At 75.0% G+C, this 14,461-nt stretch carries 16 protein-coding genes; 10 read left to right on the forward strand and 6 right to left on the reverse strand.

Translation table 11 applies throughout. The features are described 5' to 3' along the window. Positions 1-126 precede the first annotated feature (126 nt). Positions 127-1,299, reverse strand: a complete 1,173-nt coding sequence (glgA, locus tag MY520_RS02945) for a glycogen synthase (protein ID WP_436689917.1) — start codon at positions 1,297-1,299, stop codon at positions 127-129. A 73-nt stretch (positions 1,300-1,372) separates the two neighbouring features. Here glgA and glgC point away from each other — a divergent pair, with 73 nt between their 5' ends. Continuing rightward, positions 1,373-2,593, forward strand: coding sequence for a glucose-1-phosphate adenylyltransferase (gene glgC, locus MY520_RS02950; protein WP_436689919.1), 1,221 nt, complete (start codon positions 1,373-1,375; stop codon positions 2,591-2,593). Positions 2,594-2,690: 97 nt separating this feature from the next. On the opposite strand, the gene MY520_RS02955 is transcribed toward glgC, so the two are convergent. Next, the gene (locus tag MY520_RS02955) at positions 2,691-3,356 is read right to left on the reverse strand and encodes an O-methyltransferase (RefSeq protein ID WP_436689921.1); all 666 of its coding nucleotides are present in this window, start codon (positions 3,354-3,356) and stop codon (positions 2,691-2,693) included. A 190-nt stretch (positions 3,357-3,546) separates the two neighbouring features. Here MY520_RS02955 and sigE point away from each other — a divergent pair, with 190 nt between their 5' ends. The 4 genes from sigE to MY520_RS02975 all read left to right on the forward strand — a co-directional run bounded on the left by sigE (position 3,547) and on the right by MY520_RS02975 (position 6,851). Next, positions 3,547-4,164 carry an RNA polymerase sigma factor SigE gene (sigE, locus tag MY520_RS02960; RefSeq protein ID WP_436689923.1) on the forward strand — a complete coding sequence of 206 codons (618 nt, stop codon included), beginning with the start codon at positions 3,547-3,549 and terminating at the stop codon, positions 4,162-4,164. Next, positions 4,161-4,754 carry a zf-HC2 domain-containing protein gene (locus MY520_RS02965; RefSeq protein WP_436689925.1) on the forward strand — a complete coding sequence of 198 codons (594 nt, stop codon included), beginning with the start codon at positions 4,161-4,163 and terminating at the stop codon, positions 4,752-4,754. Before sigE ends, MY520_RS02965 begins: the two co-directional genes overlap by 4 nt. Positions 4,755-5,053: 299 nt before the next feature. Continuing rightward, positions 5,054-6,361, forward strand: coding sequence for a S1C family serine protease (locus MY520_RS02970; protein ID WP_436689927.1), 1,308 nt, complete (start codon positions 5,054-5,056; stop codon positions 6,359-6,361). Positions 6,362-6,455: 94 nt separating this feature from the next. Beyond that, positions 6,456-6,851 (forward strand): twin-arginine translocase TatA/TatE family subunit, encoded by a 396-nt coding sequence (locus MY520_RS02975; RefSeq protein ID WP_436689930.1) that lies wholly within the window; start codon positions 6,456-6,458, stop codon positions 6,849-6,851. A gap of 51 nt (positions 6,852-6,902) precedes the next feature. Here the strand turns inward: MY520_RS02975 and MY520_RS02980 are convergent, their stop codons facing one another. Then, entirely contained in the window at positions 6,903-8,054 is a 1,152-nt protein-coding gene (locus tag MY520_RS02980) for an Mrp/NBP35 family ATP-binding protein (protein ID WP_436689932.1), read from the reverse strand. A 213-nt stretch (positions 8,055-8,267) separates the two neighbouring features. Between MY520_RS02980 and MY520_RS02985 the strand changes: the two genes are divergently transcribed. Together MY520_RS02985 and MY520_RS02990 are read left to right on the forward strand one after the other, a co-directional pair. Continuing rightward, entirely contained in the window at positions 8,268-8,963 is a 696-nt protein-coding gene (locus tag MY520_RS02985) for an AzlC family ABC transporter permease (RefSeq protein WP_436689934.1), read from the forward strand. Continuing rightward, entirely contained in the window at positions 8,960-9,280 is a 321-nt protein-coding gene (locus MY520_RS02990) for an AzlD domain-containing protein (protein ID WP_436689936.1), read from the forward strand. The genes MY520_RS02985 and MY520_RS02990 overlap by 4 nt, the downstream gene beginning before the upstream one ends. Positions 9,281-9,294: 14 nt before the next feature. Here MY520_RS02990 and MY520_RS02995 read toward each other — a convergent pair whose 3' ends face one another. Beyond that, on the reverse strand, positions 9,295-9,813 hold the full coding sequence (locus MY520_RS02995; protein WP_436689938.1) for a DUF1003 domain-containing protein: 519 nt from the start codon (positions 9,811-9,813) through the stop codon (positions 9,295-9,297). Beyond that, positions 9,806-11,035 (reverse strand): magnesium transporter MgtE N-terminal domain-containing protein, encoded by a 1,230-nt coding sequence (locus tag MY520_RS03000; RefSeq protein WP_436689940.1) that lies wholly within the window; start codon positions 11,033-11,035, stop codon positions 9,806-9,808. The genes MY520_RS02995 and MY520_RS03000 overlap by 8 nt, the downstream gene beginning before the upstream one ends. A 34-nt stretch (positions 11,036-11,069) precedes the next feature. Between MY520_RS03000 and MY520_RS03005 the strand changes: the two genes are divergently transcribed. From MY520_RS03005 to MY520_RS03015, 3 genes are all read left to right on the forward strand, one after another. Then, complete coding sequence (locus MY520_RS03005; protein ID WP_436689942.1) at positions 11,070-11,948, forward strand: PhzF family phenazine biosynthesis protein; 879 nt, start codon at positions 11,070-11,072, stop codon at positions 11,946-11,948. Positions 11,949-12,022: 74 nt separating this feature from the next. Next, positions 12,023-12,916, forward strand: coding sequence for a DMT family transporter (locus MY520_RS03010; RefSeq protein WP_436689944.1), 894 nt, complete (start codon positions 12,023-12,025; stop codon positions 12,914-12,916). 98 nt (positions 12,917-13,014) lie between these two features. Further along, complete coding sequence (locus tag MY520_RS03015; protein ID WP_436689946.1) at positions 13,015-13,968, forward strand: HpcH/HpaI aldolase/citrate lyase family protein; 954 nt, start codon at positions 13,015-13,017, stop codon at positions 13,966-13,968. Between the two features lie 81 nt (positions 13,969-14,049). Here MY520_RS03015 and MY520_RS03020 read toward each other — a convergent pair whose 3' ends face one another. Continuing rightward, positions 14,050-14,439 carry a DUF4190 domain-containing protein gene (locus tag MY520_RS03020; protein WP_436689948.1) on the reverse strand — a complete coding sequence of 130 codons (390 nt, stop codon included), beginning with the start codon at positions 14,437-14,439 and terminating at the stop codon, positions 14,050-14,052. Between the last annotated feature and the right edge of the window lie 22 nt (positions 14,440-14,461).

Genomic DNA, 14,461 nt, shown 5'->3' on the forward strand with positions numbered 1-14,461 from the left:
GATCTGGCTCAGGTCGACGGGCGACCATCACAGTTGCGGGACAGCACCGGGTTCGCACCGGACTTCGCTGATCGTGCGCCGCCGGCTCGGTGGCCGGCGGGGGAACGGTACCAGCGGCGCGGCGGATCAGCCGCGCGTGGACAGCACGGCGGAGTAGACCCCCACGGTCTGCTGCGCGATCGCCGGCCAGCCGAACTCCGCGAGCACCCGCTCCCGCCCCGCGGCGCCCATGGTCGCGGCCCGGGCCGGGTCGGCCAGCAGCTCGGCGATCCGGGCGGCCAGACCCGCTTCGAACGTCGCCTCGTCCTCGGGGGTGTAGGGCACCAGCAGCCCGGTGCGGCCGTCGTCGACCACCTCCGGGATGCCGCCGACCGCGCTGGCGACGACGGCGGTGCCGCAGGCGGCGGCCTCGAGGTTGACGATGCCCAGCGGCTCGTACACCGACGGGACGACGAAGACGGTCGCCGCGGTGATCAGCGGGACGAGCTGCTCGCGCGGCAGCATCGCCTCGATCCACACGACGCCGTCCCGCCGGGCCTGCAGCGCGGCCACCGCGTCGGCGACCTGCTGCCGCTCGGCGGGGGTGTCGGCCGCGCCGGCGCAGAGCACCAGGCCGGCGCCGGCCGGCAGCTGCTCGGCGGCGGCGAGCAGGTGCATCACCCCCTTCTGCCGGGTGATCCGCCCGACGAACAGCGCGTAGGGGCGGTCGGGGTCCACGCCCAGGGACCGGACGACGCCGGGGTCCTGCACCGGCCGGTAGGCGTCGGCGTCCACGCCGTTGCCGACGACGTGCACCCGCTCGGGGTCGAGGTCGGGATAGGCGTCGAGCACGTCGGCCCGCATGCCGTTGCTGACGGCGACCACCGCGTCGGCGGCCAGGTAGGCCGTGCGCTCCACCCACGAGGAGAGCCGGTACCCGCCGCCGAGCTGGTCGGCCTTCCACGGCCGGCGCGGCTCCAGGGAGTGGGCGGTCACCACGTGCGGCACGCCGTGCACCAGGCCGGCGAACAGCCCGGCGGCGTTGGCGTACCAGGTGTGGCTGTGCACGAGGTCGACCCCGGCCAGGGCGCCGGCGATCTCGACGTCCACCCCGAGCGCCTGCAGCGCGCCGTTGGCCGCCTGCAGCCCCGCCGGGACGGCGTGACCGGTCGCGTCCGCGCGCGGATCGCCGAAACAGTGGACGTCGAGTTCGGGGCCGGCAGGGAGCGCCCGGAGCGCCGCCACGAGGTGCTCGACGTGCACCCCCGCCCCTCCGTAGACGTCCGGCGGCCACTCGCGGGTCACGATCCCGATGCGCACCGGCTCACCCTAGGGGGCACCGCCGCGCACCGTGGTGCGGCGACGACCCCGTTCAGCAGCTACGTTGCGTCACATGCGTGGCGGTCCTCGGGTTCTCGGCATCGTCCTGGCCGGCGGTGAGGGCAAGCGGTTGGCCCCGCTCACCGCGGACCGGGCCAAACCGGCGGTGCCCTTCGGTGGCAACTACCGGCTCATCGACTTCGTGCTGTCGAACCTCGTCAACGCCGAGGTCCGGCAGATCGCGGTCCTCACCCAGTACAAGAGCCACAGCCTCGACCGGCACATCACCACGACGTGGCGGCTGTCGCAGATGCTGGGCAACTACATCACCCCCGTGCCGGCGCAGCAGCGGCTCGGACCGCGCTGGTACACCGGCAGCGCCGACGCGATCTTCCAGAGCCTCAACCTGATCTACGACGCCCGGCCGGACATCGTCATGGTCTTCGGGGCCGACCACGTGTACCGGATGGACCCGGCGCAGATGATCGACCAGCACCTGCAGACCGGCGCCGGCGTGACGATCGCCGGGCTGCGGGTGCCGCGCGCCGAGGCCACCGAGTTCGGGGTGATCGACGCCGACGCCGACGGCCGGGTGCGCGGCTTCCTCGAGAAGCCGGCCGACCCGCCGGGGCTGCCGGACTCTCCCGAGGAGAGCTTCGCCTCGATGGGCAACTACGTGTTCAGCACCGACGCCCTGCTCGAGGCCCTGCGCGCCGACGCCGAGGACGAGAACTCCGTCCACGACATGGGCGGCTCGATCATGCCGATGCTGTCGGACGCCGGGGACGCGTGGGTCTACGACTTCTCCACCAACATCGTCCCCGGCACCACCGAGCGCGACCACGGCTACTGGCGGGACGTCGGGACGATCGACTCCTACTTCGACGCCCACATGGACCTCGTGTCGGTCACCCCGGTGTTCAACCTCTACAACGACCGGTGGCCGATCCTCACCTCGCCCCCGCAGCTGCCGCCGGCGAAGTTCGTCCTCGGCGGGCGGGCGGAGGAGTCGATGGTCAGCGCGGGCGCGATCATCGGCGGCGGCTCGGTGCACAACTCGGTCATCGCGCCGGGCGTGCGGGTCGAGCGCGGCGCCCGCGTGGAGGACAGCGTGCTCATGGACGGCGTCTACGTCGGTGAGGGCGCCTACGTCCGGAAGGCCATCCTCGACAAGAACGTCGTCGTCCCGCCGTGGGCGCGGGTCGGCGTCGACCTGGTCGGGGACGCCGAGCGCTACCACGTCAGCGCGGGCGGGGTGACCGTCCTCGGCAAGGGGTCCCGCGCGTTCGTCTGAGGCGGCCCCCCCCGCTCCCACCACTGGTGTCCCTGCACCGGCCCCGACCAGGGCACCGCCCCGAGGGTGCGCGGGGCGGGGAGGGCGGGGTCCGTTCCTAGCGGCGCCTGGTGGCGACCAGCAGTCCGGCGCCGATCGGCAGGACGGCGGACGTGAGGTCCTCGTGCTCCCGGACGGCGCGGGCGAGCTCCCGCCAGGTCACCGTCTGCGCGTCGCGCGCGGCCCGGTCGGCGATCCGGTTGCCCTCGAGCAGGCCGTGGCAGGCCAGCGTGCCGCCGATCCGCACCAGCTCGAGCAGGGCGTCCAGGTGCGCGGCGTACTCGGTCGGCGCGCCGGCGCAGACCACCATGTCGTAGGCGCCCGGCGAGAGCCGGGGCAGCACCTCGCCGGGTGTCCCGAAGATCATCCGGGTGCGGCCGGCCGGGAAGCCCGCCTCGGTGAACGCCCGGCGGGCGGCGCGCAGCTGCTCGGGGTCGCCGTCCAGCGCCGTGAGGACGCCGTCGGTCCGCATCCCCCGCAGCAGCCAGAGCCCGGCGACGCCCCCGCCGCTGCCGATGGAGACGACCGAGCGGGCGCCGCCACCGGCGGCCAGGACGGCGAGCGTGGCGCCCACCGCGGGCTCGACGGGCGCCGGGCCGCCGAGCTGCGCGGCGCGGGACCGGGCGGCCACCAGTTCGGGGGTCTCGGTCGCGAAGCGGTCGGCGTACGCGGCGCCGTCGCCGCCCGGTCGCGGCCGCTCCGCTCCTCGATCACCGGCGCTCATCACCGGGCGAGGGTAGTGGCCCTCCCGGCCGCGACGGCCCGCGACCGGCGCAGCTGTGAGTGTCCTGTGAACGGGAACACCACCCCGTCGCCGGCCCGTTGGTCCTGACGTGCGCCCTGAGCGAGGAGTCAGACCCCGAACCGCCGACGGCGGGGAGTCGCCGACGACGTCCGTCTGCGATCCTGGTGGGGTGTCCGACCCCGCTTCCCCCGTCCAGCCGGCCGCCGCGCCCGACGAGCCCGGCCCGGCGGCGGACGTCTGGGTCGCGCCGACGTGGGAGCAGGTCGTCCGCGACCACTCCGCGCGGGTCTACCGGCTGGCCTACCGGCTCTCGGGCAACCCGCAGGACGCCGAGGACCTGACCCAGGAGACGTTCGTCCGGGTCTTCCGCTCGCTCGCCGACTTCTCGCCCGGCACCTTCGAGGGCTGGCTGCACCGCATCACGACCAACCTGTTCCTCGACATGGTCCGCCGCCGGCAGCGGATCCGGTTCGACGCGCTGCCCGAGGACACCGAGCGGCTGCCCGGCACCTCGCCCAGCCCGGAGCAGGTCTACACCGACACCCACCTCGATCCCCAGGTGCAGGCGGCGCTGGACGCGCTCTCCCCGGAGTTCCGCGTCGCCGTCGTCCTCTGCGACATCGAGGGTCTGACCTACGAGGAGATCGCGGCGACCCTGGGGATCAAGCTCGGCACGGTGCGCAGCCGCATCCACCGCGGCCGCGTGCAGCTGCGCGAGGCCCTCGCGCACCTCGCCCCGCGCCGCCCGGGTGCCGCCGTGGGCGTCGTCGAGGGGGGCGCCGGGTGAACATCCCCGAGAGCCACCTCGCGCAGGAGGCGATCGCGGCCCTGGTCGACGGCGAGCTGGCCGGCGGTCCGGCGGCGCGCGCGGCCCGGCACCTCACCGGGTGCGCGCAGTGCCGGATGGCCGTCCAGGCCCAGCGCGAGGCCAAGGAGGCGCTGCACACCTGCTCCGAGGTCGCGGTGCCCGGTGACCTCCTGTCCCGGTTGCGGGCCATCCCCTTCACCACCGACGTCCCCGGCACCGGCGGGGGACTCGGTGCGCTCAGCGCGGGCCCCGGGCAGCTGACCGTCAGCGGCGCGTCCGGCTCCTGGTCGGTGCCGCTGGACCCGCCCGCCCCGGCTCCCGCACGGCCGCACCAGGCACGGTGGCTGCGCCGCGGCATGGGCGGCGCGCTGGCCGGGCTGGGGCTCGGTGTCGCCGTCCTCGCCCTCAACCTGCCCGCCGCCGGTGCCGACCGCGACCGCTCCGTGCCGGCCTCGGTCGCCGACTCCCCGGCGGAGGTGCGCACCGAGATCGTGCCGCCGGTGGTGCGCGCGATGACCGTCGGCGCCGGCGGGTCACCCGCACCCGGCACGCCGGGCGGGACGCCCTGACCAGCCGCACCGACCCCCCGGCCGGGGAGGACCCGCTGCCCGAGACCCCGCAGACCCCGGAGGAGCCGCGGCCGGCGCCCGCCGACCCGGTTCCCGACGAGGTCTTCGCCCGCCCGCGGGACGGCGTCGGCGGCTTCGACCCGCCACCGGCCCACCCCCGGCCGGCGGGGGCCTCCGTCCCGCCGCCGAGCCCGGCCCAGCAGGCCGCCTTCGGCCGCCCGGCCGCGATCTCCGGCAGCTTCGCCGGCGACCGTCCCCTGCCGCCGGCCCGTCCGGTCCCGCCACCGCCGCCGGAGGCGGTGCTGCGTGCCTTCGCGCCCGCCGGACCGGGACAGCGCGGCCTGCAGGAGCCGCCCGGTGGGCGGCCCGGACGGCGGCGCACCGCCACCGGCCCGTGGTGGAAACCCGACGCCCGCAACGACCCCTGGCGGGACCCGCACGCGCCGGCCGGGCTCACCGGCCCGGCGGTGTTCGAGGAGCCCGAGGAGCAGGAAGGCCCGGTCGTCGTCGACGCGAAGGGTCGCAAGCGGCTGCGGCTGCGCGACCTGACGGTCCGGCTGTCGGTGCTCGTGCTGCTCGCCGTCCTGCTCGTGGGCGCCGCGGGCGGGGCGGCCGGCTACCTGCTGACCCGCACCGCCACCGAGGAGCCGCTGCTGGCCCCGGACACCCAGCTCAACCAGACCGACGAGGGGATCGCCCGCGAGCCGGGTTCGGTCTCCGACATCGCCGAGCGGGTGACCCCCACGGTGGTCTCCGTCGAGGTGCGGCTCGGCCAGGCCGGCGCCACCGGGTCCGGCGTCGTCATCGACGGCGCCAACGGCTACATCGTCACCAACAACCACGTCATCTCCGGCGCCGACGGCGTCGAGGGCGCCGAGATCCGCGCGGTGTTCTCCGACGGCAGCGGCTCGGCGGCCCGCATCGTCGGCCGCGACCCGGCCAGCGACGTCGCCGTCCTCAAGGTGGAGAAGCCCGGGCTGCTGACCGCCGCGCTCGGCAGCTCGGACGCCGTCGTGGTCGGCGACCCGGTCGTGGCCGTCGGCTCCCCGCTGGGTCTGGCCGGCACTGTGACCAGCGGGATCGTGAGCGCCCTGGACCGGCCGGTGCGGCTTTCGGGGGAGGGCAGCGACACGAACGCCGTCATCAGCGCCGTGCAGACCGACGCCCCGATCAACCCCGGCAACTCCGGCGGCGCGCTGGTCAACGCCTCCGGCGAGCTCATCGGCATCAACACTGCCATCGCCTCGCTCGGCGGGGGCAGCGTGGGCCTCGGGTTCGCCATCCCGATCGACGCCGTCCGCGACATCGCCCAGCAGCTGATCACCACCGGTCAGGCCGTGCACGCCGCGCTCGGGGTGAACGCGCGCTCGGTGACCGACGGCACCCGCGACGGCGCCCTGGTCGTCAACGTCGAGCCCGGCAGCGGCGCGGCCGAGGCCGGGATCCAGGAGCAGGACGTCATCATCGCGGTGGACGACGACGCGGTCGGCAGCTCCGAGGAGCTGGTCGTCGCCATCGACGCGCACGACCCCGGGGAGACGGTCACCCTCGAGCTGATCCGCAACGGGTCCTCGACCACGGTCCAGGCCACGCTCGACCAGGCCTGAGACACCCCCCGGACTGGGCACTGACCGGGCGGCCCCGTCCGCCTAGTCTTGAGGCCTCGGCGGTCAGGGGGTCCGCAGGAGGAGGGAGGCGCGCGTGTTCGACTCGATCGGCTGGGGCGAGATCATCGTCCTCGCCCTGGCTGCGCTCTTCATCTTCGGGCCCGAGCGGCTGCCGGACCTCGCGAAGGACGCCGCCGCCGGCCTCAAGAAGGCCCGCTCGGCGATCACCGGCGTCCGGGCCCAGGTCGACGAGTCACTGGGTGACGACCTCGCGAAGCTGCGCGACCTCGACCTACGGCAGTACCACCCGCGGACGTTCATCAAGAACCAGTTGCTGGGCGACGACGACGAGCCACCACTCCGGCGGGGCAGCGTCAGCGGGACGGTGGGCCTCACCAAGGGGGGCGCCGGAGCCGCGGTGGCCGCGCGCGACGCGGTCCGCACCCGGGACGCCAACACGCCGCCCCCGTTCGACCCCGACGCGACGTGATCAGCGGCCCGGTCCCCTCCGATGAGGGGACCGGGCCGCTGTCGCGTCCGGCTAGCGGCGGACGGGCGTGAGCCCCAGCGACATCCCGGACAGCCCGCGCTGACGGCTGGCGAGGCCTTCGGCGATCGCGGCCAGCGCCATGGCGGCCGGCGACTCCGGCTCGGCGAGCACGACCGGCGCACCGGCGTCGCCCGCCTCGCGGACCCGCGTGTCCAGGGGGATCTGGCCGAGCAGCGGCACGCGTGCACCGAGGGTGCGGGTCAGCGCGTCGGAGACCGTCTGGCCGCCACCGGAGCCGAAGACCTCCATGCGGGAGCCGTCGGGCAGCTCCAGCCACGACATGTTCTCGATGACGCCGACGACCTGCTGGTGGGTCTGGGTGGCGATCGCGCCGGCCCGCTCGGCCACCTCGGCGGCGGCCAGCTGCGGCGTCGTCACGACGAGGATCTCGGCGTTGGGCAGCAGCTGGGCGATGGAGATGGCGACGTCGCCGGTGCCGGGCGGCAGGTCGAGCAGGAGGACGTCGAGGTCGCCCCACCACACGTCGGCGAGGAACTGCTGCAGCGCGCGGTGCAGCATCGGCCCGCGCCACACCACGGGGGTGTTGCCCGGGGTGAACATGCCGATCGAGATGACCTTCACGCCGTAGGCCTGCGGCGGCATGATCATGTTGTCGACCTGGGTGGGCTTGTCGTCGACCCCGAGCATCCGCGGCACCGAGTGGCCGTAGATGTCGGCGTCCACGACGCCGACCGACAGGCCGCGCCGGGACAGCGCGGCGGCCAGGTTGACCGTGACCGACGACTTGCCGACGCCGCCCTTGCCGGAGGCGACGGCGTACACGCGGGTCAGCGAGCCGGGCTGGGCGAACGGGATGACCGGGTCGGCGGCGTCGGTGCCGCGGACGGTGCGGCGCAGCTCGGCGCGCTGCTCGTCGTTCATCACGTCGAGGCCGACCTGGACCGAGGTGACGCCGGCGACGGCCGACACCGCCTGGGTGACCCGGTTGGTGATCGTCTCGCGCATGGGGCAGCCCGAGACGGTCAGGTACACCTCGACCCGGACGGCGCCGTCGGCGCCGATCTGCACGTCCTTGACCATGCCCAGCTCGGTGAGCGGGCGGTTGATCTCCGGGTCCTGCACGGTGGCCAGGGCGGCGTTGACGGCGTCGAGCGCCGGCGCGCCGGTCAGCGGGGCGGACATCGTTGCGGCTGTCTCCTTCGGCGGGGGACCCGGTCCGGCCCGCCGAGAGGCGACGGCGACCTGCGCACACGGGTCTCCTGCCACTGTACGGCGGCCAGGATCCGGAACCGCCCGCCGGAGCGTGATCCGTCCCGCAGCCCGCACCGGTCTCGGCGCCGTGCCCCGCCCCCCGAGCCGCCGCCGTGTCGGACCGGGTCGTTAGCCTCGGTCACCGTGTCCGCAGATCGTTCCGCCACCCTGCGCGACGCGGTCGGGCTGGGGCTCGCGGTGGGTCTCTACGGCGCGGCCTTCGGTGCCGCGGCCGACGCGGCCGGGCTGGATCTGTGGCAGGCCATGACGATGTCGCTGCTGATGTTCACCGGCGCCTCGCAGTTCGCCCTGGTCGGCGTGCTGGGCGCGGGTGGCAGCGGGCTCGCCGCGGTCGGCAGCGCGCTGCTGCTGGGTACCCGCAACACCGTCTACGGCGTCCGGATGCTGCCGCTGCTGCGGCCGCGCGGCGTGCTCCGCCGGGTCGGAGCGGCGCACTGGGTCATCGACGAGACGACGGCGCTGGCGATCGCCGCCCCCGACCGGGCGCTTGCCCGGCTGGCCTTCCTGTCCGGCGGCGGCACGATCTTCCTGGTCTGGAACGCCACGACCGTGGTCGGCTCGCTCGGGGCCGCGGCGCTGTCCGGGGCCGCCCTGGCCGCCCTGGACGCCGTCGTCCCGGCCGCCTTCCTGGCGCTGCTGTGGCCGCGGCTGCAGTGGTCGTTCCCCGAGGCGGCCGTGCAGCGGCGGGTGGCGGTGGGCGGCGCGGTGGTCGCGCTCGCGCTGACCCCCGTCGTGCCCGCGGGCGTGCAGGTGATCGCCGCGGTGGTCGCGGTGGCGCTGGCCGGGCGGCCGCGGGTGGCGTCGGAGGAGGCCCGATGACCGGCACCGCGCTGTGGGTGACCGTCGTGGCGGCGTCGCTCGGCTGCTACCTGCTCAAGCTCGCCGGGCTCTCGGTGCCCGCCGCCTGGGTGGAGCGGCCGTGGGTGACCCGCGTCGTCGACTTCGTGCCCGCTGCGCTGCTCGCTGCACTGGTCGCGGTGCAGGCCGCCACCACCGACGGCGCGCTGGTCGTCGACGGTCGGCTGGCCGGGCTCGCGGCCGCAGCGCTGGCGCTGGCGCTGCGGTCGCCGTTCATCGTCGTCCTGGTGGTCGCCGGGGCGACCGGCGCCCTGGTCCACGTCGTCGCCGGCGGCTGAGCCGGCCGCCGTCCTCAGCCGACCGCGTCGCGCTTCTTCCGCGCCTTCTTCTCGCGCCGGTCGGCGTCGTCGGCGGCGTCCTCGGCCATGCGGTTGAGCTCGCCGCGGATGAAGTCGCGGGTGGCCAGCTCGCCGATCGCCACCCGCAGCGCGGCCAGCTCGCGGGCCAGGTACTCGGTGTCGGCGCGGGTGGTCGAGGCCCGGGCGCGGTCCTCCTCCAGGGCCACGCGGTCGCGGTCGGCCTGCCGGTTCTGCGCCAGCAGGATCAGCGGGGCGGCGTAGGCGGCCTGGGTGGAGAACGCCAGGTTGAGCAGGATGAACGGATACGGGTCCCACTGCAGCTGGACGGCGAAGACGTTGAGCCCGATCCAGACGATCACGAGCACCGTCTGGACGGCGAGGAACCGGCCGGTGCCCAGGAAGCGGGCGATGGCCTCGGCGAACTGGCCGACCGCGTCCGGGTTGAACCGCACGAAGCTGCTCAGCCGGCGGGTCCGGCCGCGGGGGACGTCGAGCCGCTGGCTCTCAGCCACGTCGGGCCCGTTCGCGCCAGTCGTCGGGCAGCAGGTGGTCGAGGACGTCGTCCACGCTGACCGCGCCCACGAGGTGCCCCTGCCCGTCGACGACCGGGGCGGCCACCAGGTTGTAGGTGGCGAAGTAGCGGGTCACCTCCGCCAGCGGCGCCTCCGGCGTGAGCGGTTCCATGTCGTCGAGCACGCCGCTGACCAGCGTGGACGGCGGCTCGCGCAGCAGCCGCTGGATGTGTGCCAGCCCGAGGTAGCGCCCGGTCGGGGTGGCCGACGGCGGCCGGCAGACGTAGACCTGGCTGGCCAGGGCCGGGCTGAGCTCGGGCTCGCGCACCCGCGCCAGGGCCTCGGCGATCGTGGCGTCGGGGGTCAGGATCACCGGCTCGCTGGTCATGATCCCGCCGGCGGTGTCCTCGGAGTACTTGAGCAGCTGGCGCACCGGCTCGGCCTCGTCGGGCTCCATGAGCTCGAGCAGCCGGTTGCGGTCGACGTTCGACAGCTCGGCCAGCAGGTCGGCGGCGTCGTCGGGGTCCATCACCTCGAGGACGTCGGCCGCGCGGCTCTCGTCCAGCGTGCCGAGGATGGTGATCTGGTCGGCCTCGGGCAGCTCGCCCAGCACGTCGGCCAGCCGCTCGTCGTCCAGCGCCTCGGCGACCTCGTGCCGGCGCTTGATCGGCAGCTCCTGCAGCGCGTGGGCCAGGTCGGCGGCGTTGAGCTCGCGGTAGGTCGCGATGAGCGTCTCGGCACCCTGTCCGGTCTGCGGCAGGCTCAGCCCGCGGACCTCGTCCCAGTTCAGCTGGTGCAGCTGGCCGCGGCGGCCCAGCCGGCCGGGTTCCTGGACGGCGAGCTTGGAGAGCACCCAGTCGCCGGTGCGGGTCTGCTCCATCCCGGCGTCGACGACCACGGCGGGACGACCGGACTCGGCGAGGTGGACCGAGCGGTCGAGCAGCTCGCCGAGGACGAGGGTCTCGCCCCGCCGCTGCTCGAAGCGCTTGAGGTTGAGCGTGCCCGAGCCGAGGACCACCGCGCCGGGGTCGACCGAGGTCACCCGGCCCATCGGCACGAAGATCCGGCGACGGGCGACCACCTCGACGACCAGGCCGAGGACGCGGGGCGGCGCCGTGCCGACGCGCAATGCGACGACGGCGTCGCGGACCTTGCCCACCCGGTCGCCGTTGGGGTCGAAGACGGTCAGCCCGGCCAGCCGGGAGACATACGCCCTCGTCACCGTCGTCACGGGACGTGAGGCTACCGTCGGCGGCGTGTCGTCCCCCGCAGCCGAGCTCGAGTACGAGGTCGTCGACGTCTTCGCGCCGCGCGCCTTCGCCGGCAACCCGCTCGCCGTCGTGTTCGACGCCGACGCGCTGACCACCGAGCAGTGCCAGGCGCTGGCCCTCGAGTTCCACCTCTCGGAGACCTCGTTCCTGTGCGCGCCGACCGCCGGCTCGGGCGCCACCTACCGGGTGCGCATCTTCACGCCCTACGCCGAGCTGCCCTTCGCCGGGCACCCGAGCGTCGGCGCGGCGCACACGCTGGTGCGGGCCGGCCGGGCGGCCACGGGCACGCTGCGGCAGGAGTGCGGCGCCGGCGTGCTCGACGTCGTGGTCGACGAGCAGGGCGCGACGCTCACCGGCGGCCGCCCCACGCTCGAGGACGGCCCGGACCTCGCCGCGCTGGCCGAGGCGATGGGCCTGTCGGCGGCCGACGTGGTCGGCGTCCCGGCGCACGTGGCCGGCTGCGGCCTGCCGTTCACGTTCCTCGCGGTGCGCCCCGAGGTGGTCGACCAGGCGGCGCCCGTTCCGGCACTGCTGGGCCGGCTCGGGGTGGGGGAGGGCGTCTCGGTCCTCGCCTGGGACGGCGCGGCCTCCACCGCGTACGCCCGGGTGTTCGCCGCCGACATCGCCTGGGGCGAGGACCCGGCGACCGGATCGGCGGCCCTGGGCGCCGGCGTCTGGCTGGTGGCCGCGGGGCTGGTGGCCGGCGACGGGACGTCGTCCTACGTGGTCCGGCAGGGCGAGGCGATGGGCCGCCCCTCGGTCCTGACCTGCACCGTCACCGCGTCCGGTGGTGCGGCCGTCTCGGCCACCACGCACGGGGCCGTCGTGCCGGTCGCGCGCGGCCGGATCCGGGTCCCGAGCTGAGAGAGGACCCCGTCCCGCTCACCCCTGGCTCCGCTCGGCGCGAGCCTCTGGACGGGGCCGGCTCCGCGTGGGCGGTGCACCGTCCCGGCGGCCGGGACGTCGGGTTGATGGCCGCCGCCGTCGTCGGCATCTCGCTGTCCGCGCCGCTGACCACGCTGCTGGCGGCGCCGATGCTGGCGCTGGCGTTCTGGCGCAACGTGGGCGGCGCCGCGGTGCTGCTGCCGGTGCTGCTCCTGCGGGAGCGTCCGGTGCTGGCCGGGCTCCGGTTCCGCCACCTCGGCAGCTCCGTGCTGGCCGGGCTGTTCCTCGCCGCGCACTTCGCCGCCTGGCTGCCCAGCCTGTCGATGACCACGGTCGCCGCGTCGACCGCGCTGGTCACGACGACGCCGATCTGGACGGCGCTGGTCGCCCGGATCAGCGGGGTGCGGCTGCCCGCGGCGATCTGGTGGGGGCTGGTGCTGGCCGTGCTGGGGGTCGCCCTCATCGCCGGGGTCGACGTCACGGTCAGCGTGCGGGCGCTGGTCGGCGACGGGCTGGCGCTGCTCGGGGCGGTCTGCGCCGGCGGGTACGTCCTGGCCGGGGCGCGGGCCCGGCAGCGGCTGTCCACCGCCGCCTACGCGATCGTCTGCTACTCGGTCTGCGCGCTGACGATCGCGGTCGCGGCGGTCGTCGTCGGCGCCCCGCTCGGCGGGTTCAGCGGCCGGGACTGGCTGCTGATCGCGGCGATCACCGTGTGCGCCCAGGTGCTCGGCCACACCCTGCTCAACCTGGTGCTCTCCTCGGTCGGACCGACGGTGGTCAGCCTGGTGGTGCTGCTCGAGGTGCCCGGGGCGCTGCTGTTCGCGCTGGTCCTGCTCGGGCAGGTGCCGCCACTGCTCGCCCTGCCCGGCGTGCTGCTCGTCGTCCTCGGGGTGGCGCTGGTGGTGCGCGCCAGCCGGCCGGTGACCCTCGTCGAGCCCGCGACCTGAGGGGCAGAAATGGCCATTTCTGCCCCTGACTACCCTCCGGTAGCGACCTGACCCCGACCAGCTGTGTCGTCCGCCCACCCCACCACCCCGGAGGACCCGTGGCCGAGCTCCGATCCCGCCGTTCCAACCTGGCCGTGCCGGGCAGCAACCCCCGGTTCCTGGAGAAGGCCAAGGGCCTGCCCGCCGACCAGGTGTTCCTCGACCTGGAGGACGCCTGCGCCCCGCTGGCCAAGCCCGGCGCCCGGAAGAACATCGTCGCCGCGCTCAACGAGGGCGGGTGGGGGGAGAAGATCCGCACCGTCCGGGTCAACGACTGGACGACGGAGTGGACCTATCACGACGTGATCGAGGTCGTCGGGGGCGCCGGGGCGAACCTGGACTGCATCATGCTGCCCAAGGTGGTCGACGCCGCCCAGGTGCAGGCGCTGGACCTGCTGCTCACCCAGGTCGAGAAGTCCACCGGCCTGCCGGTGGGGCGGATCGGCATCGAGGCGCAGATCGAGAACGCCCAGGGGCTGATCAACGTCAACGCGATCGCGTTCGCCAGCCCGCGGATCGAGACGATCATCTTCGGCCCGGCCGACTTCATGGCCTCGATCAACATGAAGTCCCTCGTGGTGGGGGCGCTGCACCCGGACTACGCCGGCGATCCGTTCCACTACATCCTCATGCAGATCCTGATGGCCGCCCGGGCCCGCGGCGTGCAGGCGATCGACGGCCCGTTCCTGCAGGTCCGCGACGTCGACGCGTTCCGCGAGGTGGCCAAGCGGTCGGCGGTGCTGGGGTTCGACGGCAAGTGGGTGCTGCACCCGGGGCAGATCGACGCGGCCAACGAGATCTACGCGCCGTCGCAGGAGGACTACGACCACGCCGAGCTGATCCTCGACGCCTACGAGTGGTCCACGTCGGAGGCCGGCGGCGCGAAGGGCTCGGCGATGCTCGGCGACGAGATGATCGACGAGGCCAGCCGCAAGATGGCGCTGGTCATCGCCGGCAAGGGCCGCGCCGCCGGCATGGCCCGCACCTCGACGTTCAGCCCGCCGGAGAGCTGACTGCCCGCTGAACGAGGCATAGGAAGCTCTCCCCCCGTCCAGCACCCGTCGACGTGGGTAGAGCTTCCTATGCCCGAGGCGTCAGGGGCCGAAGGAGACGCCGGCCAGCGCGGCGACGGCCACGAACCACAGCACGATCGCCAGGACGACGAGCGCGCAGAACACCGCGCCGACGATGATGCCGGCCAGGGCCAGGCCCTCGCCGTCCTCGCCGGTCCGCCTGATCTGCCGGCGTGCGACGACGCCGAGCACCACGCCGGCCGGTGCGAAGACGAACGCCATGACCAGGGCGAGGACCGCCAGGGTGTTGGTCGGCCGCGGGTACGGCGCGGGTGGCGCGTACGGGAGGCCGTAGCCGGGAGGCGGTCCGTAGCCGGGGGGCGGTCCGTAGCCGGGGTCGGCGTACGGCGGCGGGGGCGGCACGGTGGCGGGGGAGTCGCCCCGGTACCGGCCGTCGTCGTGCGTGCTCATCGGGTCCTTCCGTCGGGGGCGC

It is taken from the genome of Geodermatophilus sp. CPCC 205506 (genome assembly GCF_051383635.1).
Classification (GTDB): Bacteria; Actinomycetota; Actinomycetes; order Mycobacteriales; family Geodermatophilaceae; genus Geodermatophilus.